The 20,852-nt window shown below is 50.5% G+C and carries 21 protein-coding genes; 15 read left to right on the top strand and 6 right to left on the bottom strand.

The features are described from left to right. Positions 1–146 precede the first annotated feature (146 nt). Positions 147–1,457: a 23S rRNA (adenine(2503)-C(2))-methyltransferase RlmN gene (gene rlmN / locus AAC086_RS17130; protein ID WP_339780512.1), complete on the top strand. Its 1,311-nt coding sequence runs from the start codon at positions 147–149 to the stop codon at positions 1,455–1,457. Positions 1,458–1,596: 139 nt separating this feature from the next. Here rlmN and AAC086_RS17125 read toward each other — a convergent pair whose 3' ends face one another. From AAC086_RS17125 to AAC086_RS17115, 3 genes are all read right to left on the bottom strand, one after another. Beyond that, entirely contained in the window at positions 1,597–1,968 is a 372-nt protein-coding gene (locus tag AAC086_RS17125; RefSeq protein WP_339780510.1) for a Dabb family protein, read from the bottom strand. Positions 1,969–2,014: 46 nt separating this feature from the next. Continuing rightward, on the bottom strand, positions 2,015–3,295 hold the full coding sequence (locus AAC086_RS17120; protein WP_339780508.1) for a murein transglycosylase A: 1,281 nt from the start codon (positions 3,293–3,295) through the stop codon (positions 2,015–2,017). Between the two features lie 197 nt (positions 3,296–3,492). After that, a complete protein-coding gene (locus tag AAC086_RS17115; protein ID WP_339780506.1) occupies positions 3,493–4,191 on the bottom strand; it encodes a Tim44/TimA family putative adaptor protein in 699 nt (232 codons plus the stop codon). A 294-nt stretch (positions 4,192–4,485) separates the two neighbouring features. Between AAC086_RS17115 and AAC086_RS17110 the strand changes: the two genes are divergently transcribed. Then, positions 4,486–5,085 (top strand): FxsA family protein, encoded by a 600-nt coding sequence (locus AAC086_RS17110; RefSeq protein ID WP_339780504.1) that lies wholly within the window; start codon positions 4,486–4,488, stop codon positions 5,083–5,085. A gap of 415 nt (positions 5,086–5,500) precedes the next feature. Further along, a complete protein-coding gene (gene secB, locus AAC086_RS17105) occupies positions 5,501–5,995 on the top strand; it encodes a protein-export chaperone SecB (protein WP_339780502.1) in 495 nt (164 codons plus the stop codon). A 226-nt stretch (positions 5,996–6,221) separates the two neighbouring features. Here secB and hemJ read toward each other — a convergent pair whose 3' ends face one another. The 3 genes from hemJ to hemE form a co-directional block, all read right to left on the bottom strand. Then, positions 6,222–6,650, bottom strand: a complete 429-nt coding sequence (gene hemJ / locus AAC086_RS17100; RefSeq protein ID WP_339780500.1) for a protoporphyrinogen oxidase HemJ — start codon at positions 6,648–6,650, stop codon at positions 6,222–6,224. A gap of 36 nt (positions 6,651–6,686) precedes the next feature. Next, complete coding sequence (hemH, locus tag AAC086_RS17095) at positions 6,687–7,781, bottom strand: ferrochelatase (RefSeq protein WP_339780498.1); 1,095 nt, start codon at positions 7,779–7,781, stop codon at positions 6,687–6,689. Between the two features lie 168 nt (positions 7,782–7,949). Beyond that, on the bottom strand, positions 7,950–8,987 hold the full coding sequence (gene hemE / locus AAC086_RS17090; RefSeq protein ID WP_339780496.1) for a uroporphyrinogen decarboxylase: 1,038 nt from the start codon (positions 8,985–8,987) through the stop codon (positions 7,950–7,952). A 529-nt stretch (positions 8,988–9,516) separates the two neighbouring features. On the opposite strand from hemE, the gene AAC086_RS17085 reads away from it, so the two are divergent. From AAC086_RS17085 to AAC086_RS17030, 12 genes are all read left to right on the top strand, one after another. Then, positions 9,517–10,347: a pyruvate, water dikinase regulatory protein gene (locus AAC086_RS17085; protein WP_339780494.1), complete on the top strand. Its 831-nt coding sequence runs from the start codon at positions 9,517–9,519 to the stop codon at positions 10,345–10,347. Continuing rightward, positions 10,344–10,940 (top strand): nucleoside triphosphate pyrophosphatase, encoded by a 597-nt coding sequence (locus tag AAC086_RS17080; RefSeq protein WP_339780492.1) that lies wholly within the window; start codon positions 10,344–10,346, stop codon positions 10,938–10,940. Before AAC086_RS17085 ends, AAC086_RS17080 begins: the two co-directional genes overlap by 4 nt. Positions 10,941–10,990: 50 nt before the next feature. Next, the gene (locus AAC086_RS17075) at positions 10,991–11,857 is read left to right on the top strand and encodes a shikimate dehydrogenase (protein ID WP_339780490.1); all 867 of its coding nucleotides are present in this window, start codon (positions 10,991–10,993) and stop codon (positions 11,855–11,857) included. Between the two features lie 20 nt (positions 11,858–11,877). After that, positions 11,878–12,480, top strand: a complete 603-nt coding sequence (coaE, locus tag AAC086_RS17070) for a dephospho-CoA kinase (RefSeq protein ID WP_339780488.1) — start codon at positions 11,878–11,880, stop codon at positions 12,478–12,480. A gap of 1 nt (position 12,481) precedes the next feature. Beyond that, a complete protein-coding gene (gene dnaQ, locus AAC086_RS17065) occupies positions 12,482–13,180 on the top strand; it encodes a DNA polymerase III subunit epsilon (protein WP_339780486.1) in 699 nt (232 codons plus the stop codon). A 21-nt stretch (positions 13,181–13,201) separates the two neighbouring features. Further along, positions 13,202–14,068, top strand: a complete 867-nt coding sequence (locus AAC086_RS17060) for a transporter substrate-binding domain-containing protein (RefSeq protein WP_339780484.1) — start codon at positions 13,202–13,204, stop codon at positions 14,066–14,068. Positions 14,069–14,344: 276 nt separating this feature from the next. After that, the gene (locus AAC086_RS17055) at positions 14,345–15,133 is read left to right on the top strand and encodes a (Fe-S)-binding protein (RefSeq protein ID WP_339780482.1); all 789 of its coding nucleotides are present in this window, start codon (positions 14,345–14,347) and stop codon (positions 15,131–15,133) included. A 3-nt stretch (positions 15,134–15,136) separates the two neighbouring features. Beyond that, positions 15,137–16,567 carry a LutB/LldF family L-lactate oxidation iron-sulfur protein gene (locus AAC086_RS17050; RefSeq protein ID WP_339780481.1) on the top strand — a complete coding sequence of 477 codons (1,431 nt, stop codon included), beginning with the start codon at positions 15,137–15,139 and terminating at the stop codon, positions 16,565–16,567. A 15-nt stretch (positions 16,568–16,582) separates the two neighbouring features. Then, positions 16,583–17,320, top strand: a complete 738-nt coding sequence (locus AAC086_RS17045; RefSeq protein WP_339780480.1) for an LUD domain-containing protein — start codon at positions 16,583–16,585, stop codon at positions 17,318–17,320. Between the two features lie 227 nt (positions 17,321–17,547). Next, positions 17,548–18,180 (top strand): Smr/MutS family protein, encoded by a 633-nt coding sequence (locus AAC086_RS17040; protein WP_339780479.1) that lies wholly within the window; start codon positions 17,548–17,550, stop codon positions 18,178–18,180. Further along, complete coding sequence (locus tag AAC086_RS17035) at positions 18,177–18,536, top strand: helix-turn-helix domain-containing protein (protein ID WP_339780477.1); 360 nt, start codon at positions 18,177–18,179, stop codon at positions 18,534–18,536. The genes AAC086_RS17040 and AAC086_RS17035 overlap by 4 nt, the downstream gene beginning before the upstream one ends. 237 nt (positions 18,537–18,773) lie before the next feature. Beyond that, positions 18,774–20,831, top strand: coding sequence for a nitrate- and nitrite sensing domain-containing protein (locus tag AAC086_RS17030; RefSeq protein ID WP_339780475.1), 2,058 nt, complete (start codon positions 18,774–18,776; stop codon positions 20,829–20,831). The last annotated feature ends 21 nt before the right edge of the window (positions 20,832–20,852 follow it).

Here is a 20,852-nt window from a genome sequence, read left to right as displayed (position 1 = left end):
GACAATTCCGGCAGTATTTGCCGTATATAATGTCATGACCATATGACGCGTGGACTGAATATGTTATGGCTGCTGGCGTTCATACCCCGCATTTGCCAGTGCCAAAACACACCAAACACCCCTTGCCAGACAAGAGAGAGACCGGAATGACCGATAGCGATGTCTTACACGCATCTAAAAGCGATATGACCCCTTTGCAGCAAAATGCTGATCAGGTGGCAAACGTTGGTGCGGAAAATTCCGGTATCCTCAATGAAAAACCGGCCCAGGTATCCCAGGCGCCCCAGCCCGGCCTGTCTGATTTTGTCGCCCGTGCCAAAGGCGGACTGACAGCGGATGGCCGCAAGGATTTGATCGGCATGTCGCGCGAGGAACTGACCGAAGTTCTTTCCGGCATGGGCGAAAGCAAATTCCGCGTCAAACAGCTGTGGAACTGGATGTATAACCGGGGTGTCACCAGCATTGACGGCATGACCAATATTTCGGTCAAACTGCGCGAACGGCTTAGCCAGGATTACATCATTGGCCGCCCGGTTTTGACCGCCGATCAAAAAAGTTCAGACGACACCCACAAATGGCTGATGCGCTTTGGTGATGGTAACGAAGCCGAAGCCGTTTATATCCCCGACCGGCACGAAGACCGCGGTGCTGTGTGTGTGTCATCCCAGGTGGGCTGCACGCTGACCTGCAAGTTTTGCCATACCGGCACCCAGCTTTTGGTGCGCAACCTGACACCAGGCGAAATCATCAGCCAGTTCATGGTCGCACGCGACAGCTACGGCGAATGGCCGACCCCGGCCAATGGAATCCGCCGCCTGTCCAACATTGTCATGATGGGCATGGGCGAGCCGTTATTTAACTATGAAAATGTGCGCGATGCCCTGCGTATTGCCATGGACGGCGAAGGCATTTCGATTTCGCGTCGCCGCATTACCCTGTCGACATCGGGTGTGGTGCCTGAAATTGTCCGTGCCGGTGAAGAACTGGGCGTTGGCCTGGCCATTTCGCTACACGCCCCGGACGATGATCTGCGCAACGAAATCATGCCGATCAATAAAAAATATCCGTTAAAAGAATTGATGAATGCGTGCCGCCACTATCCCGGCATGTCCAATTCGCGGCCCATCACAATGGAATATGTGATGTTAAAAGGTGTCAATGACCAGCCCGAACATGCCCGTGCCCTGGCCAAGCTGGTGCAAGGGGTGAATTGCAAGTTCAACCTGATCCCGTTTAACAAATGGCCAGGCTCGGATTATGAATGCACACCGACGGCTGGTATCAAAAAATTTGCCAATACCTTGAATGAATGTGGCTATGAAGCACCAATTCGCTGGCCGCGCGGCCGCGATATTCTGGCAGCCTGCGGCCAGCTTAAATCGGAAAGCCAGCGGTTGCGCAAAGCACGCGCTTGCCAAAGCGATACTGCAAATAACAATACTGTTGCCGCCCAATAAAACCGACCAGGCCATTGGCATTGAAAATATCAAAATAGAAGCGGGCAGGATTTGTTTCCTGCCTGTTTTTATAAATACGATTAACAACAAAACCTGAATTAGATATTTTTAAATAAACTTATTTTATATTAAGCCTGTTTCAGCCCCAAAAGGCCTGAAGTTTCCGCAGTTTTTTATTTTTGGGTCCTGGTGCTGATATCTCATCAATATCGATATTCATCACCATGATGCCGCCCAACCCGCCTTGGGCCAGTTTCGCCAGGCGATGACCAATCTGGTTATGCTCCAGATTGGCGACATAATCATCCCGGGCATCAATACCTGTAAAGTCGATGGTGAAAGCATGGGTGAAGCCCTGATGGAGACCGTCTTTATCAAGGTTACGGCCTCCGGCAAAACCCAGCATACCTTTAATACTTGCTGCAATTTCTTGCATGCCAAGAAACACCGCCTCGGTTTCAGTCCGGTCAGCATGGTAGGGCACCTGTACCAAAACAATATGACGGATCATCGCATTGGTCCCTGATGGCTGTTTTGATTATCGTATTTTGAGAGTTCTATTTTAAAGAAGTATCGCGCGTTTGATCGGGCTGGGTTGTTAAAGTTTTATCAATCACAATGCTGCGAGGTAACAACAGGTAGGTTTGACCCTGCCGGTTCATATGCCCGGCATGCAAGGCAGCCTTTTCACCCGGCCCAAAAAAGACATCGCCGCGCACCGGCCCGCGAATGGCCCCGCCGGTATCCTGCGCGATCATAAGCTGATGAAATTTACGATCTGCATTCATTGCATCGCGGGTTTCAAGCCAGATCGGCACGCCCATGGCATGAAAACGCCGGTCCACCGCCAATGAACGTTCGGTTTCAAGCGGCACGCCCTGCGCGCCAATCGGCCCGGCATCCGGGTCGCCCGGCAAATGGCGAAAAAACACATAGGACGCATTAAGGTTCATCACGTCGTCGGCCTGATCGGGATGATCTTGCAACCATTGGCGAATGGTTTGCAGCGAAACCGTTTTGGGGGTTAATGCACCACGTTTGATCAATTCGCGGCCGATGGCAAAATAGGCTTGGCCATTGGTGCCGGAATATCCCACCTTCAAAATACTGCCATCATCCAGAACAACCCGACCAGACCCCTGAATTTGCAGAAAGAACGCGTCAACCGCATCATCCACCCAAACCAGTTCAAGGTCACGGTTTGCCAGGGCACCTGCCTCAATTTCACTGCGATTGTAATAGGGCACCACTTTTTTGCCGGTAACGCGCCCAACAACCGTCTGACCTTTCAGGGCATCGCGAAAGGCACCAAGATCGATGTCAACCATGTCATCGGGTTTTAGATATAACGGTATTTGAAATTGGTCATGGCGGGTCAGGCTGCCGCGTAATTCAGGTTCGTAATACCCGGTAAACAACCCTACCGGGTCATTATTGTTGCCCGCACGCCAGGGCAAAAACGCGGTTTGGAAAAAAATACGCAAATCTTCGCTGCGAATGGTGTTCGCATCAATCGCCAATGCCATTTCACAGGCAGGCCGCCATTGGGCAACCGTTCCCACCCGGGGGTCAGGCCCGATATCCTTGTCGTCAGCCCGTTTTAATATCCGCGCACAAGAGCGTTGAAACGCAACCAGGGCAGGCTGCATATTATCTGTCTGCCAGCCGTCAAGGTCGCTAAAACGGGCAGGGGACAGGGTTAAATGGTCCGGCTTTTCTGGCGGGGTAATATAAGCGGCAATTTTAGGCCAGAAAAACCAGGTTGCACTGCCTGCAACCATAATTGCAACCAAAACCAGAAACGCACCAAACAGCAGGGGAATTCGTTTTTTCGTCAAAAAAGCCGCCATTTACCAAACCGGGACCAAAACCTGCCTGAAAGCACACAGGCGCAAAGATCACAGTGTCGGTTAAAACGGTTAAAAAACCAGAAGCACGAGGTAAAGCATGTTTCCTTTAAACCGGCCCCCAAAAAAGGCGGTTTCACCTGCCGGGAAACCGCCTTTATATAATCTTGTCACCGCATAATGCGATATCAGCTTGCATCATCCGGTATTTCGGTAGCAACAAGCTGCCAGTTCGGATCCGAACTTTCCAGATTGCGGGCAAATGTCCACAAATCTTCGGCCTCGATCACGTTGTTTGGATCCCCCGAAATCACATCGCCCGCCTTGTTGCGCACAATTGAAACTTCCTCGGACACAAATTTAATCGTGATATAGGCGGTCCGTCCTTCCACCGTGGCATCATGAATTTCGGCAGTTTTAATGCCAACCAGGGTGGTTTCTTCATGTTCATCACGCGAGGCACGATCATCAATCGCTGTGGCGAAGTTTTTATAAACCTCGGTCGAGAGCAATGATTTCAGCGTGTCCTTGTCGCCCTTGGCAAAACTTTCGACGATCATTTCAAACGCCATGCGGGCCCCGTTAAGGAAATCCTGCTGGCTGAAAGATTTGTCGGCAAGCTGGATCTGCGTCAAGGCCGGTTTGGATACCGGATTTGCAGTTTCATTTGAGCGGCCGGAATCGGGCAGGCGATAAACATTGTCATCACCAGACGAAGCAGCCACTTCTTTCTGACCAGGACCGGACATATCGTCATGGGTACGCCGGCCGAAAACATCGGTTGGCCCCTGTTTTTCATTGCCGGTTTTGCGGCCCAGCACACTCCGCAGGCGCAAAATCAGAAAGACGGCGATCAACGCAAAAAGAATAATATCAAAATATTGCAATTCCGGACTCTTGTTTTGGGGTGTCGACGGACGGCAACCGCCACCATACAGCCTATGTTCGTGAAATGGTATGACCTTATCTGAATGCAAGGGCAACTATCGAACACAGAAAAATGTGATCAACTTCACCAGGACGCGTCCAAACATGTTAAAACCGGGCTGTGTCGCTGGCACGCTGCCGTATTTTCGTCCAGTTATGTCGGTATCGCACCAGCTTAATATCATTTGACGCAGAAATTCGCCTTTCGGCCAATTCTGTTTATTTACAAATAGCCAGCGCCAGACGGAGCAATTATGGGCTTTATTCTTTTTGGCATTTTTGTCGTAATGCCGATCATCGAAATCGCCGTCTTTATTCAGGCGGGGGAATTGATTGGTCTGTGGCCGACCATCGCAATTGTTGTTTTAACCGCAATTCTGGGCACATCGCTGATGCGTTCCCAGGGGTTAAAAACCCTGGCCCGTGCCCAACAGGAACTTGATCAGGGTAAAATGCCCATCGGACCGATGTTTGATGGGGTTTGCATCCTGGTTGCCGGGGTTTTGTTGCTGACCCCCGGTTTTGTGACCGATACAATGGGCTTTTTGCTGTTAATTCCACCACTGCGCCGCGTTGTTGGCGCCGGATTGATCCTGAAAATGATGAAATCGGGAAAAATGCGCATGTCTTTTGGCGCACGCAGTGCAAGACAAAGCTATCACCAAAATGATCCGTTCGGTGGGCCAGGCAATGGCAGCAAAGGTGCGTCTCGTGGTTCTGGTCGCGGCCCTGTCATCGATGGTGATTATGAAGATCTTGATCACCAAAAAAACACGACGGATCGTCATCCTGATACCGATGCGGATAGCAATACCAATGACGACAACAACCGCAATCTGCCGCCGCGCCGATAGGTCAATCGACGCCATCTTGTTTGAAAAATCCATCCAAAACCGCTTACACCTGTCAAAAGCCGGGGATATTTCGCCCGGCTTTTTGGTGCAAAACAGTCACAAGCAGACAAATATAAAATCAAACAACACCATGCAGGCTGGAAAAACCCGCCTTATCCCTGCAAATCCTGGGTAAAAATGATATGGCCGTTGCCTTGATCTTGCCCGCCTGTTCCATCCATGCTAGGCCATCAGGCGTTATTTTCGTGGTATCAAAACCCGGGAACCGAACCGCACGGTGTCAGAAAAAAGCCGCCTTCATTCAAAATTTCAGTGTGCCCAATCGGAAAAATTTTCGGCCACCGGCACCTGGTTTTATCCGGACTGAACGGCTTTTTCCTGACCAAATTCCAAGATCTTAGGGAGTTATCTTTTAATGGCTGAAAATACGACCGGTGCAGAAGGCACGGAAGCAGCGCAACAGCAAGCTGGCAATCCGATCACCATTCATGCCCAATATATCAAGGATTTGTCCTTCGAAAATCCGAATGCGCCGGAAAGCGTTGCCCTGCAACAACAGCCGAAAATCAACATTGATGTTGATGTCCAGGCCCGGACCACCGAAGACCAGCGTTTGCACGAAGTTGTTCTGAAAATTGACGTTAAAGCCGAAATTGCCGACAAAGTCGCCTTCGTCGTCGATCTGCAATATGGTGCCGTTGTAACGCTAAATGTTCCTGATGAACATCGTTTGCCGGTTCTGTTGATCGAAGTGCCGCGCCTGTTATTCCCCTATGCCCGCAAGATCGTTGCCGATCTGACAGCCGATGGCGGCTTCCCGCCCTTGATGATGCACCCGATCGATTTTGCCGATCTGTTCCGCAAAAAATATGCTCAGACTGCTGAAAGCACTCCGGCTGGAAACGCCTGATCATACAAGTTTATCTGATTTTAAAATCAGATGGATAACCTAATATCTAAAAACCCCGCCAAAATGGCGGGGTTTTTTTGTATTTTGGATAATATTAAAGATAATATCAAAAGCCGAATGAGGGCCTTGTTAAGTCCTTGGCAATCGCTTCACAGGCCACGCTGTGGCATCATGCGTAAAACCGGTTCTCGATAAGTTATTCTGATCAGGAACTGGCATTACAAGATCAAAACGGCTTTCCGATCACCATGAAAACAATGATGATCATGAGGATTGTCGGGACTTCGTTGAAAACCCGATAAAATTTTGCTGATTTGGTATTGGCACCTTCGGCAAAGCCCCGACGATATTTTGCCAGCATCATATGGGCAATGGTCATCAGAACCACACACAGAAGTTTCACATGAAACCAGCCTTCCATCATGGCACCGCTGGCGCTGATCAGATAGCCGCCAAAAATCCAGGTTGCGATCATTGCCGGGTTCATAATGGCGCGCAGCAGGCGCCGTTCCATGACCTTGAATTTCTCGTCTGCCTCGGAACCTGGCGTTACATCGCAATGATAAACGTAAAGCCGGGGCAGATACAGCAGACCCGCCATCCAGGCAATAACGCTGATGACGTGCAGGGATTTGACAATGCTATATAAATCCATCGATCTCTCGGTTGTGATTTTTAAAAAGCAGGCTGATCAGCGCGCAGAACCCGGTTGCAGGGCCGTTGCACAAACGTGATCATCGGGACACCACCAGCCACGGGTTTGAGCACTATCGTTATCAATACCGTTTTGGTCGAGTTCTCTCTGGGTTTCTTCAATCACATTTGCGAGACCGGCAATGAATTTTGAATGTGAACACACAGTTCGCACCCGTTCATAAACCGGAATTTTCAAATGGTCGGCAATTTCACGATATTCAATATCAAGTTCGACCAGTGTTTCGGAATGTTCGGTTACAAAGGCGATCGGAACAATCACCAAAGGCACGCCATCCTTGCCAGCTCGTTTAATTTCGTCTTCGGTTGATGGTCCGATCCATTCCATCGGCCCAACCTTACTTTGATAACAGACTATCCAGTCTAACCCGGGAATGGCCATTTTATCGACAACGGCCTGGGCCGATTTTTCAATTTGTGACTGGTAAGGGTCCTGGCGTTTGGTAATAACCGCCTTGGGCACACCATGAGCAGAAAACAAAAGGCGCGGGGCTCCTTTATTCTGATCCTGGGCGCGTTGATACCCTTCCTTCACCATATCGGCTGTTGCATCGATGAAGCCAGGATTGGTGGGGTAACAGCAGGCCGTTTTCATTGGCGTGGTTAAACCGATTTTACAACAGGCTTCTTTCCAGTCCCTGACCGATGACCCGCTGGTCGTGGTTGAAAATTGCGGGTAAAGCGGCAGCAAAATCATTTCATCAGCACCCCAGGATTTAACCTGTTTTGCTGTTTCATCGGCAAAGGGTTTCCAGTACCGCATGGCAATGAAACAGCGGTTTTCAAAACCATTGTCACTGTCATTCAGGGTGGTTTGCAGAGCATTGGCCTGATCCTGGGTCAATTCCAGCAAAGGAGATTTGCCACCAAGATGCGCATAAATTTCCTGGGCAACCGGTGCCCGGCGCGATGAAATCAGTTTTGCCAGCAAATACCGAAACGGATTCGGCAGGCTGATAATGGCCGGATCATTAAAAAGATTGAATAAAAACGGTTTTACAGCATCGGGACCATCAGGACCGCCAAGGTTGAACAAGATGATGGCACGTTTCTTTTTAACTTGATCGGACATCGAAAAATCCTTTTGGCATTCCAGAAAACCGGAAAACACATCTGAGTCGTAAATCACAAAATCCGTCCCGTCCCTGTGGTTAAGGATGACGGGGGAAAACCCTAAAAGCAATGAAGTTAACCTTCATTACGAATTGATTTTTCCAATGGATTTCATAGATGAAAGAAATCATTCACCCTTGCGAATGAAATCAACCAGCTTTCCGACATTTTCCGGCGGTGTTTCCGGCGTAATCCCGTGACCAAGATTGAAAATAAACGGACCATTGCCCAGCGTGGTTAAAATCCGGCGCGTTTCAGCCAGCATTTCATCACCACCGGTAATCAGATACATCGGATCAAGATTGCCCTGAACCGGACCCAGTTTTTGCAGATTTTCTGCCACCCATTTAAGGGGAACGCCACTATCAAGCCCCACCGCATCGACACCGGTCAGATTTTTAAAATCCAGTAAATGCAAACCGGCTCCCCTTGGAAAGCCAATAATCGGCATATCCGGGTATTCAGCCTTGATGTTTTGAACGATTTTGCGGGTTGGTTCTATCACCCAGCGATGAAAACCGTTTTCAGACAAAACCCCGCCCCAGGTTTCAAACAGCTGAATGGTTTCAGCCCCGGCCTTGATCTGGGCCAGCAGATATTGGCTGGTTGCTTCGACCAGAATGTCGATCAATGTTGAAAAGCCTTCGGGGTCGCCATAGGCAAACCGGCGAATATTGGCAAAATCCTTGCTGCCTTTGCCTTCGACCATATAGGTCGCAACCGTCCAGGGGGCACCGGCAAAACCGATAAGTGTGGTATGATCGGGAATGGCAGAAGACAGTTTGGCAACCGTTTCGTAAATTGGCCCCAGCACATCGTGAATATTATCGATATTCAGGCGTGTAAGGCCAGCCTGATCACGTATGGGGTCCAATTGGGGGCCTTCCCCCTGCTTGAATGCTAAATGCTGCCCCAGCGCTTGTGGGATGACCAGAATGTCGGAAAACAAAATGGCAGCATCAAAGTCATAGCGGCGCAAAGGTTGCAGGGTAACTTCGCAGGCAAGATCGGGGTTATAGCAAAGATCGAGGAATGAACCTGCTTTGGTACGGGTTGCCCGATATTCGGGTAAATAGCGACCAGCCTGACGCATAAGCCAGATCGGTGGCGTTGGCAGGGTTTCACCGGCTAACGCACGCAGAAACAGTTTTTTTTGATGAGGCATATATCTGTCCAGTTCCTGTTTTTCGATCCCCGGTCCACGGTGCCCAAAATGGGTCGTGGCCTATCCATGCGTTTTTTCCACCGTCTCTCTAACAAAACCACTTTAAATAAAAAAGGATGTTGTTTGTTAGTGGATGCCTGTGGATAACCGGGATTAAATTTGGTGCACATCTTATCCACATTGCGACTCGGATAATTTGATCCGTCGCAATCGATCTTGGGGAAAACTGGGGACGACTCCGAACGACTCTCAGAGTCTGCCTTGGGAAAAGACGATTTTGCATAATGGGGATAACGGGGATTAAACTGGTTCTGTGCTCGTTATCCCTGCTATCAGGAAAAAAATTTTCCGGTTATCCATAGCGGGACAAGTAGTTTGAGGAAAATTGTAAAGGGTTGAGGATAAAATTCGTCTGATGAATTTTGCCGGAGTCGCACCCGTTATGCACATTTATCCACAGGCGCGACTCCTGATTTGAAAAAAGCGATTTTTAAGTGCGTAAAAAACAGGCATTTCCAACGGAGCAGATATGAGCGACCAAACCAGTATTTTTCATCTGCACCTTGTTTCTGATTCCACAGGTGAAACGGTAGACGGGGTTGCAAGAGCCTGTGTTGCGCAGTTTCCCGACGTTCATGCCCATGAACATGTCTGGCCGCTGATCAGAACCGATGCCCAGCTGGCACGTGTCCTTGCCGATATTGAACGCCATCCGGGAATTGTTCTTTATACAGTTTTTAACAGTGAAATTCGCCGCAAGCTGGAAGAAGGGTGCCGACGCATGCAGGTTCCGCACAGTCATGTGCTTGATACCACCATCACCATGATGGCGGGCTATCTGGGCCAGCAATCACGGGGGCGCATTGGTGCCCTTCATAAAATGGACGAGGATTATTTTAATCGCATCGAAGCGATTGATTATGCCCTTAGCCATGATGATGGACAGGCGACCTGGGATTTGGAAGAGGCTGATGTGGTGATTGTCGGGGTATCGCGGACGTCAAAAACGCCGACATCGGTTTATCTGGCCAATCGCGGCATTAAGGCGGCGAATATTCCGTTTGTGCCAAGCTGCCCGTTACCCCCGGAACTTGATCAGTTAAAAAATCCGCTGGTGATTGGATTGATCAAAGATGTCGATCAGCTGGTATCTATTCGTAAAAATCGTTTACGTCAGATAGAACGGGGCGAGGGGGGCGATTATGTTGACCCGGTTGCGGTTCGGGCCGAGGTTTTTCAGGCGCGGCGGTATTTTACCGAACGCAACTGGAAAATTATCAACGTCACCCGCAGATCGATTGAAGAAACAGCAGCAATGATCATGGCAACATTGAATGATCGCCGGGAGGAAAAAGAATGAACCGTCTTATTTTGGCATCAAGCAGCAAGGCCCGGCAGCAAATGTTGCAAAATGCCGGTATTGAATGCGAAGCCGTTGCCTCGATGATTGATGAAGACGGATATAAACAGGCGATGAAATCTGAAGGGGCATCGGCGATGGAAGCTGCCGAAACCCTGGCGGAAATGAAGGCCTTGCGCATGTATCGCCAACGTCCCGAAGCCATCGTGATTGCTGCCGACCAAATGCTGGAATGCAATGGTGTATGGTTTGACAAACCGGTGGATCGTGATCAGACACGGGCGCAATTGCGGGCCTTGCGGGGCAAGCGCCACCAGTTGGTATCGGCGGCGGTTGTCTATAAGGAAGGATCGCGGATTTGGGGCAAAATTGATACAGCCCATTTAACCATGCGCAATTTTAGCGATGAATGGCTGGAATGGTATCTTGACCAGGCAGGAGAAGACATTTTCCACTGCGTTGGCGGATATCAGCTTGAAGGATTGGGCGCGCAATTGTTTACCGAGGTTAAAGGTGATTATTTCACCGTTCTGGGGATGCCGCTTTTGCCCCTGATCGGCTTTTTACGCGATCACGGGGTATTAAAAGCGTAGTTAGATATATCTGATTACCTGAATTTGCCAAAAACAGCGGAAATTGATTTATGAGCAATCTGGTTGCTATTCATACATTGTCCGGGACATCGCGATTGGCCGGTGTGATGGGCTGGCCTGTTTCCCATTCAAAATCCCCGCGGTTACAGGGCTATTGGCTGGCGAAATACGGGGTGGATGGCAGTTATATGCCCCTGCCTGTGGCACCCGAAAATTTCGCAGCATCGGTGCGTGCCTTGCGCGATCTGGGATTTGCCGGGGTTAATGTAACCATTCCGTTCAAACAGGCTGTTTTTGCCGTTTGTGACGAATTAAGCGACCGGGCAAAACGCATCGGGGCGGTAAATACCGTTACATTTTCGGCAGATGGTAAAATTCTGGGCGATAATACCGATGGATTTGGTTTTATCGAAAATTTGCGCCAATCTGTGCCCGATATTGATTTTTCATCAGGCCCGGCCGTTATTTTGGGGGCCGGTGGTGCATCGCGGGCGGTGATTGTTGCGTTGTTAGACGAAAATTGCCCGCAAATACGCCTGATCAATCGCACAGCCAAGCGCGCACACGACCTTGCCGATGAAATTGGCGATGACCGCATTACGGTGGTTAACGGGCCAATTGGCGATGCTGATCTTTGTGATGCCTCACTGCTGGTGAATACCACCAGTTTGGGCATGATCGGCCAACCGGCGCTGGAAATTGATTTGGCCGGGATGGCGCAAAACACCATCGTCACCGATATTGTCTATGCGCCGCTTAAAACCGATTTTCTGCTTCAGGCCGAAGCACGGGGAAACCAGGTGGTGGATGGCTTGGGCATGTTGCTGCATCAGGCAAGGCCGGGTTTTCATAAATGGTTTGGTATTGATCCTGTTGTGACATCTGCGTTGCGTGAATTTGTTCTTTCGCCGGTTTAAGGATAAAGGTTATTTCCAAAATGGATATTCTTGGCCTTACCGGATCTATCGGAATGGGGAAATCGACGGCGGCGGGCATGTTTCGTTATCTTGGGGTGCCGGTTTATGATGCCGATGCCGATGCCCATTCCCTGACAGCACCGGGTGGGGCGGCGTTTGACGATATTGCTACCGTCTTTCCCGATGTGATTGTGAAGGGTAAAATTGACCGGCAATTGTTAGGTGAACAGGTTTTTGGTGACAGGGTGGCGCTGGCCCGGCTGGAAGGTATTTTGCATCCGCTTATCCGGGCGAAGCGCGATGACTTTATCCGTAATTGCCGACGGGCAAAATACCGTGTTGTGGTGCTTGATGTACCATTATTGTTTGAAACCGGTGGTGACAAACAATGTGATTATGTTGCGGTGGTATCTGCCCCGGCCTTTATCCAGCGCCAGCGTGTATTGCGGCGTGCGGGCATGAGCGAACAGAAATTTGCCGGGATTTTGCAAAAACAGCTGCCTGACTTTGAAAAACGCCGCCGGGCGGATTTTATTATTCCCACCGGGCTGGGTCGTGCGGTGACATTCAGGGCGATTCAGTCCATTATCAAACAATTGAACAATCGGAATAAACGGATCTGAAATGCGCGAAATCGTTCTCGATACAGAAACCACTGGCCTTGACCCTTATGCCGATCATCGGCTGGTTGAAATTGGTTGTATCGAACTGATCAATCATATGGCGACGGGCGAGCACTATCACCAATATATCAATCCGCAGCGCAGTATGCCCAAGGAAGCCTTTGATGTGCATGGGTTGGGCGATGAATTTTTGGCAAAGCAACCGGTTTTTGCCGAAGTGGTCGATGATTTTATTAAATTTATCGGCGATGATTCAAAATTGATCATTCACAATGCCGCATTCGATATGAAGTTTCTGAATGCAGAGCTGGGATGGTTAAACAAACCGTTGATCGCCAAAGACCGCGCGATTGATACAGTACAAATGGCGCGCAAAAAATTTCCCGGCTCGCCGGTCAGCCTTGATGCGTTGTGCCGTCGCTTCAAGATCGACAATTCCAATCGTACCTTGCACGGCGCCTTGCTTGACTCGGATTTGTTGGCACTGGTTTATCTGGAATTGTTAGGTGGGCGCCAGCACGGGTTGATCCTTGATCCCAATGCGCAGGCGCAGTCTGACAAAGACCAGGCTGTGCGGGCAGGGCAATCATCCAAACCGTTTCGGGCACCACGTCCTCATGTGGCAAAACCCGAAGAAATTGCCGCGCATCAGGCCTATATTTCTGAAAAAATTACAGATGCGCTCTGGTTAAAAGAATAAACATCAGTCGGGGTGGCGTTGATGGGGCAGAAAAAAGGACCGTTGTTCTGTCTGACAAAATGGATGTGTTGTGGTCTTGTTCTTGGTGCATTTGGGATCGGCGACAGGGCCAGGGCCGGAACACCGCCGGTATCAGCCACCACACCTTATATATTGCATCAAAGTTACCCGAAAAATGGTGAAGAAGGCCGACCCGAACAGCTGTTTTTTGACGCGTTGACGCGGTTACTTTTTAAAAAGGCCGGATTACGGTTTACAGAGCAGGTTCAACAACCCTGGAAACGTGCCTATCAGGAAACCCTGTATGGTCCCCGGCATGTTCTTTATCCCACCACCCGAACGGCGGCCCGTGAAGATCAGTTAAAATGGGTTGGCCCCATTAGCCGGACGGTGTGGAATTTATATGGCATAAAAAATGCCGGTTGGGCAGGTCGGAAACTGGGCGATATTTTTGCATCTGCCCGTATCGGTGTGGCGATGGGATCGGCCCGCGAGGATTATCTCAAATTACGCGGTGCAAAAAATATCGTTGCTGTTCAACACGATGATCAGCTTTTGGCGATGTTGCTAAGTGACCGGTTAGATGTTGTCGCCATGGGGGCTGCACCATTAGGCGCAGCTGTCAGCAATAATGATGTCAGAGACGGTGTTAAAGATGTTGGCCGCCTTGCCAGTTACCGGGTGTGTTATCTTTATTTTGCGCTGAGCAAGGATAGCCCGCAAAGCGATGTGGCAAAATTGCAAACCAGCCTGGAAGAGCTGTATCGCGACGGGCAGTTTTTAGAGTTGCGCCGTGATTTTAGCCTGAATGCCGACCCGGAGAGCGATTTTATTTCGTCATTACATGACCCGGCAAACCATAATGTTGGCTGTGTCGATATGAATTGATGGATAATCCCAAAACAGGATTATTTGCTGATATCTATATACAGATAACTCTTGAAAATTGATCCCATCGCCTTGCTCTGCCGTCAAGGGGATGGGTGAAATCAATCAATATCGTGCGGCGATTGTTTGGGGTCGTTAAAGATATCGGTCCCCTCAATCATCAAATACTGGACCATGGTTTTTAAAATTGGTAATACCAGTTAGATATTTTTGGCAAAAGAGCAGACATATCCCGCAAATCCATGTCTGCCAGCGCCTATCAGAGAGGGAACCAGGATGTCTTTCGCGCCGTCGTCCACGTCCAAACCACGGGTTGGTCTGTTTGTGACCTGTCTGGTTGATATGTTTCGCCCAACGGTCGGTTTTTCGGCGGTCAAGCTGCTTGAGGAAGCCGGTTGTGTTGTTGATGTGCCGATGGAACAGGTTTGTTGTGGCCAGCCTGCTTTTAATGCCGGTGATCTGGCATCGGCGCGCAAGGTGGCAAAGCCCCTGATCGCGATGTTTGCCGACCATGATTATGTGGTTGCACCGAGTGGTTCATGTGCGGGTATGATGATCAGGCATTTTCCCGAACTGTTTGCCAATGACCCTGAACTGGGCGAACCGGTAAAGGCGCTGGCGGAAAAAACCTGGGAACTGGTATCGTTTTTGACCGATGTTATGAAACTCGAAGGGGTTGCCGCCGCCTTTGATGGCAGCATCACTTATCATGACAGCTGTTCGGGCCTGCGCGAATTAAAGGTTAAGGACCAGCCGCGTAAATTGCTGCGTTCCGTCAAGGGACTGTCGATTAATGAATTGCAGGAAGCCGAAACCTGTTGTGGTTTTGGTGGTACTTTTTGCGTCAAATATCCTGAAATTTCGGGGAAAATGGTGGGCGACAAAACCACCGATATTAAAAACAGCGGTGCCGATATGCTGCTGGCCGGGGATATGGGCTGTTTGATGAATATGGCTGGCAAGCTGCGCCGTGAAGGGTCGGATATCGAAGTTCGCCATGTGGCCGAGGTTTTGGCCGATATGACAATGGCGGCCCCGGGCATTGCCGGATCGGAAAAGGGGTAAGTCATGGAACATTCGACATCGCCCAATTTCAAACAAAACGCCCATGATGCCTTAAACGATGCCAGTTTGCAGCGCGCCCTTGGCCGTTTGAAAACCGGATTTAAGGATAAACGGACTGCCGCCATTGCCCAAATGCCGGAGTTTGAGCAATTACGTGATGCAGCGCGCGATATTAAAAACCATACCCTGGCCAATCTCGACCATTATTTAACGGCGTTTGAAGCCAATGTTATTGCCAATGGCGGCCATGTGCATTGGTGTGCCGATGCCGAGGAAGCCCGGCAAACGGTTTTGAAAATTTGCCAGGATAAGGATGCCAAATCGGTTCTTAAGGGCAAGTCGATGATTTCCGAGGAAATCGGCCTGAATGCCTTTTTGGAAAAGCAGGATTTGAAGGTCGTTGAAACCGATCTTGGTGAATATATCATTCAGCTGCGCCATGAACCGCCCAGCCATATTATTGCCCCGGCCATTCATGTTCATAAAGAACAGGTCGCCGAGAGCTTTCGCCAGACCCATAAAGGGCGCGATATTAACCGCCCGCTTGATGAACCGCGCGAATTGCTTGATGAAGCCCGCGAAGTCATGCGCGAGCATTTTTTTGCCGCCGATATTGGCATAACCGGGGCCAATTTTCTGATCGCGGAAACCGGCACCTCGGTGATTGTCACTAATGAGGGAAATGGCGATTTAACCCAGACCCTTTCGAAGGTGCATATCGCGATTGCCAGCCTGGAAAAGGTGGTGCCAACCCTTGAAGATGCTTCGACAATTTTGCGGGTTCTCGCACGGTCGGCCACCGGGCAGGAAATGTCATCTTATACCACATTTTCAACCGGTCCCCGCCGGAGTGAAGACCTTGACGGGCCAGAAGAATATCATGTGATTTTGCTTGACAATGGCCGGTCCAACATGTTGGGCACTGAATTTCAGGACATGTTGCGCTGTATTCGCTGTGCCGCCTGTATGAACCATTGCCCGGTTTACGGGGCGGTGGGCGGTCATGCCTATGGCTGGGTGTATCCGGGGCCGATGGGGTCGGTTTTAACACCGTCGCTGATCGGGGTGGAAGAAGCCGGGCATTTGCCCAATGCATCGACCTTTTGTGGCAAATGCGAAGAAGTGTGCCCGATGCGCATTCCTTTGCCGAAAATGATGCGCCATTGGCGCGAACGCGAATTTGAAAAACATCTGGGTCCGCAATCGATGCGGTTCGGGATTCAGGCCTGGGCCTGGATGGCCAGCCGACCAAAACTGTATCAGTTTGCCACCGGTTTTGCCGCCAGGGTTCTAAAATCAATCGGCGGGCGCAAGCGGGCCATTCATAAATTGCCGCTGGCCCGTGGCTGGACTGATATTCGCGATTTGCCCGCCCCGCAGGGTAAAACATTCAAACAGCTTTGGGCGGAACAGCAAGCCGCGAAAAAAGCCTGATCCCGGAGCGTTAAAATGACCCAGTCATCCTCGTCGTCATCCCCGTCGCGAAATGCGATTTTGGGGCGTATTCGTAAAAATCTGGGCCGGGATTCCGGCCCGCAGGATGCCCCGGCCGAAATTGTTGCCCGGCTTGGCAATCCGCCGCGCAATGTTATTCCCGCCCGGGCACAAATCCCCCATGATCAGCAGGTAAACCTGTTTGTCAAAATGGCCGAAGACGTGAATGCCAGTGTTCGCCGGATTGACAATAACGATGCCATTGTTGGCGAAGTATCGCGCTATCTTGCCGAGCATAATCAGCCTGCGGTGGTGCGCCTGGCATCGGATTCGTTTATTGCCGGGCTGGATTGGAATAAAACGACGCTGGAAATATCAACGGGCATTGCCAGGCCGCAGGATCTGGTCAGTGTGACGCCGGCATTTGCCGGTGTGGCCGAAACCGGCAGTCTGATGCTGCGATCCGGCCCGGAGCAGCCCTATACGCTTAATATGCTGCCTGACACCCATATTGTGGTTATCCGTGCCAGCCAGATTGTTGGCACCTATGAAGACGTGTGGGGGTTGCAACGGCAAAGCCAGGGCCGGGGCACCATGCCCCGCACGTTTTTGTGGGTGACCGGCCCCTCGCGGACGGGCGATATTGAACAGACCTTGCAGCTGGGGGCGCATGGCCCGCGCCGTCTGCATATTATTCTGGTTGATGATGCCGGGAATGTTACGGCGGAAAAGGCGGTTGACAAGCCGGTTTAACGGATCTTTGCCTGTTCGTGTCTGATGCCGGTATTTATCCAGGCCGGTGCCAGATTTTAAGGGCCGGGGGCCTTGCGCCTCCGGTTTTTTATTGGATGTGGGCTGTTTTGATCGGATTTTTGGTAAATTTCGCATGATTTACCTGTTTCCCGGCGGTGCATTTTTAAATCAATGCGGCTATATGTTAGCCAATGACAGATCGAAAAAACCACCGAAAGCGCCGCGCTGTGACAGACTCGGAGAAAGCCCTTTGGCAGGCTTTCACGCAGGATGTCGTGCCTTTGCGCGCGCGTCGTAAAGGTTGGCGTGATGAAGATGCCCAGGCGTTTGAGGATGGGCTTGGCAGAGATGCCCCCATATCGGGGGGTGAAACGGCCTTGCCGCCAACGGCATCGCTGGGCGATGAAATTGCCCGCTCCGAGGCGGCCCGTCTGGCGCGTAATTTGCCATCTGCCCGCGATGCCGACCGTAAACCCGGTGCCAAGGCCAAGGGTCTGGAAGAATTACAAACCGGCAAAACCGCCGGGATTGATAAATCGACCGCCGATAAATTTAAAAAAGGCCGCATGGCGATTGAAGGCCGGATCGATTTGCATGGCATGACCCAGGAAGTGGCCCACCACGCCCTGAATTCTTTTATTGAGATGGCGTGGCGCAGTGACAAGCGTTGCGTTCTGGTCATTACTGGCAAAGGCAGCCGCGCAGATGAATATGGCCGCACCGGCCTTTTGCGGCAGCGTTTGCCACAATGGTTAAGTGCACCGCGTTTGCGCCCGCATATATTGGCAGTAAGCCAGGCGCAGATCGGGCATGGCGGGGCCGGTGCCTTTTATGTTTTGTTGAAACGGAGACGCGTGTGACACCTTTTGGCAATCGTATTCGCGAATTGCGAACGCGCCAGAATGTAACCCTGACCGAAATGGCAAATGCCCTGCAATTGTCGCCTGCCTATCTTTCGGCATTGGAGCATGGGCACCGGGGGCGGCCAAGCCCCGGTCTTGTGCAGCAGATTTGCGGTTATTTTAACCTGGCATGGGACGAGGTGGACGAAATCAAACGTCTTGCCCAGCTTTCTCATCCAAAAGTTACTGTTGATACCGCAGGGCTTGATCCGGAAGCCACCGAATTGGCCAATCTGTTGGCCGAACGCATTGCCGGGTTAAGTGATGATCAACTTACTCGTATGCTCAATATCATTCGCGAATATCCAGAATAATCGCGTTCCGGCAATGATAAATCGTAATCGGGTCTAAACACAAAAATAGGTTCATGTCTGCTTGATTGATAATTTTGCATCATAATATTTATTTCACACCGCTTTATGGTGTTAGATCAAATACATAGAATTTTAATAATTATATAAAGGCTATCGGAACCGGCTTGCCTTGCCGGGCGGCAGCGATTTTCGCTGTCTGATTTATAATCAATATTATTTTCGTTCTGGGGAAATAAGATGTTTAGCGACATTCGTATCGGATCGAAACTTGCCATTTCACTGGTGCCGCCAGTAATCGCCCTGTTGGTATTGTCGTTGTTTGTGATTGGTGCGCGTTACCAGGAAATGAACGAACTGAGTAAAATTCGCGGGCTGGCTTCGTTGGCTGGTGAAATCGGAGAGACGGTTCATGAATTGCAAAAAGAACGCGGTGCGTCGGCTGGTTTTATCGGCTCGCGTGGGCAAGAATTCGGCCTCCAGCTCAAAGAGCAGCGTAATCTTTCGGATCAGAAAATCGACGCCTTGCATGATGCCCTTTCTGATTTCGACATGGACCGTTACGATTCTGAATTTAGATCAAAAATTACGGCCTTTTCCCGGCTGATAGATCAGATTCCCAAAACACGAAGTGCAGTTGATGGTCTTGATCTTCAGGTGCCTGATGCCGTTCGCTTTTACTCTGGGATCATCACGAGCATGCTGGCAACTGTCAATGCTGCCGGGCAGCTTAGCAATGACCCTGAAATTCTGCGTTTTATTGCTGCCTATAATAATTTCATGCAGGCTAAGGAACGTGCGGGGCTGGAACGTGCAACCGGTGCGGTCGGCTTTGGCATGGGGAAATTCGAATCGACCTTGTATCGCCACTTTGTTGAATTGATTACCTTACAAAATGGTTATCTGTCGGTGTTCAAGGAATTCGCCAATCCCGAACTGAGCAGTTTTTATAATAAGACGATGGATGATCCGGCGGTTGCAAAGGTAGCCGATTTGCGTGCTGTTGCCCTGGATTATCCGGTGACAGCTACGACAAATGGCATTTCCGGCTCCGACTGGTTTGCCACTATTACTCGGAAGATTAATCTTTACAAGACAGTAGAATATCATATTGCGAGCCAGCTCGTGCTACGTGCGGATGATAAGCTTGCCATCGCGCAAACCTTTTTTTATGCGACACTGGCTGGTCTTTTTCTGGTCGTCGCGCTTGCCTGCGGGTTGGTATTTGCTGTGGGGCGCAGCGTTACAATTCCAATCCGGGATATGATAGAATGCATGACTGCTCTTACTGCCGGTAACCTTAGCCAGAAAGTTACCGGCCAGGATCGGGGCGATGAAGTTGGCGATATGGCGCGTTCGGTCGAATTCTTTCGCGTAAATCTTGAAGAAAACCGCGACATGGTTCGTCAACGTGAAGCTGAACAGGCCGCGCGACACGCTCATGCCGCACGAATTGAAAGCCTGACCGGTGCTTTCCACACCAACGTTGATAGCCTGCTTGGTGCGGTTGGGCAGGCAAGTAATGATTTGCGCGCTACATCAATCGAAATGAACAACGCCGTTTCTCAAACTCGTGACCGGGCTGTTATGGTTGCCAGCAACGCTGAAGAAGCCTCAAGCAACGTTTCGGCGGTCTCCGCTGCGACCGAGGAACTTGCGAATTCGATCCTTGAAATCTCTCGCCAGATTGAAGCTGCTTCCAGCGCGACGTCCGAGGCAGCCAAGGATGCGCGTGATGCCGATGGCATTGCCAATACGCTCAGGGAAGCGGCTAATAGAATTGGCGAAGTCATCGGCCTAATTGGAGATATTGCCAATCAGACCAATTTGCTGGCGCTGAATGCAACGATTGAGGCTGCTCGTGCGGGCGAGGCCGGCAAGGGTTTTGCGGTGGTTGCTGGCGAGGTTAAAAATCTTGCTAGTCAGACGTCAAAGGCTACTGGCGAAATCACTGGTCATATCAGCAGTTTGCAAGCTGCAACCGAAGACGCTATCAGCGCTTTTCACCGTATCGGATCACGGATTGAAGAACTTGATACCACCTCTGCTTCGCTGTCGGCTGCGGTCAATGAACAACAGGCTGCCACATCTGAAATTGCTTGCAATGTTGAACGCGCTGCGAGCGGCACAGGTGAGGTCTCGCGCAATATCGCCGATGTCAGTGCCGCAACCGAACAGGCTGATCTTGCGGTAAAGAACCTTATGCGGGCATGTGAAAGTGTGACAGGTGTCTCGACTGACCTGCGCACCGAGATTGAGGGATTTCTTAAATCTGTAGCTGAGGACAAAGTTGTTTGATCCTTTCGCAATCGATCGGAA

This window comes from uncultured Thalassospira sp. (assembly GCF_963976115.1).
GTDB lineage: Bacteria > Pseudomonadota > Alphaproteobacteria > Rhodospirillales > Thalassospiraceae > Thalassospira.
Note: the sequence above shows the minus strand (reverse complement) of the source record. Positions and strands in the feature narration are given on the sequence as shown.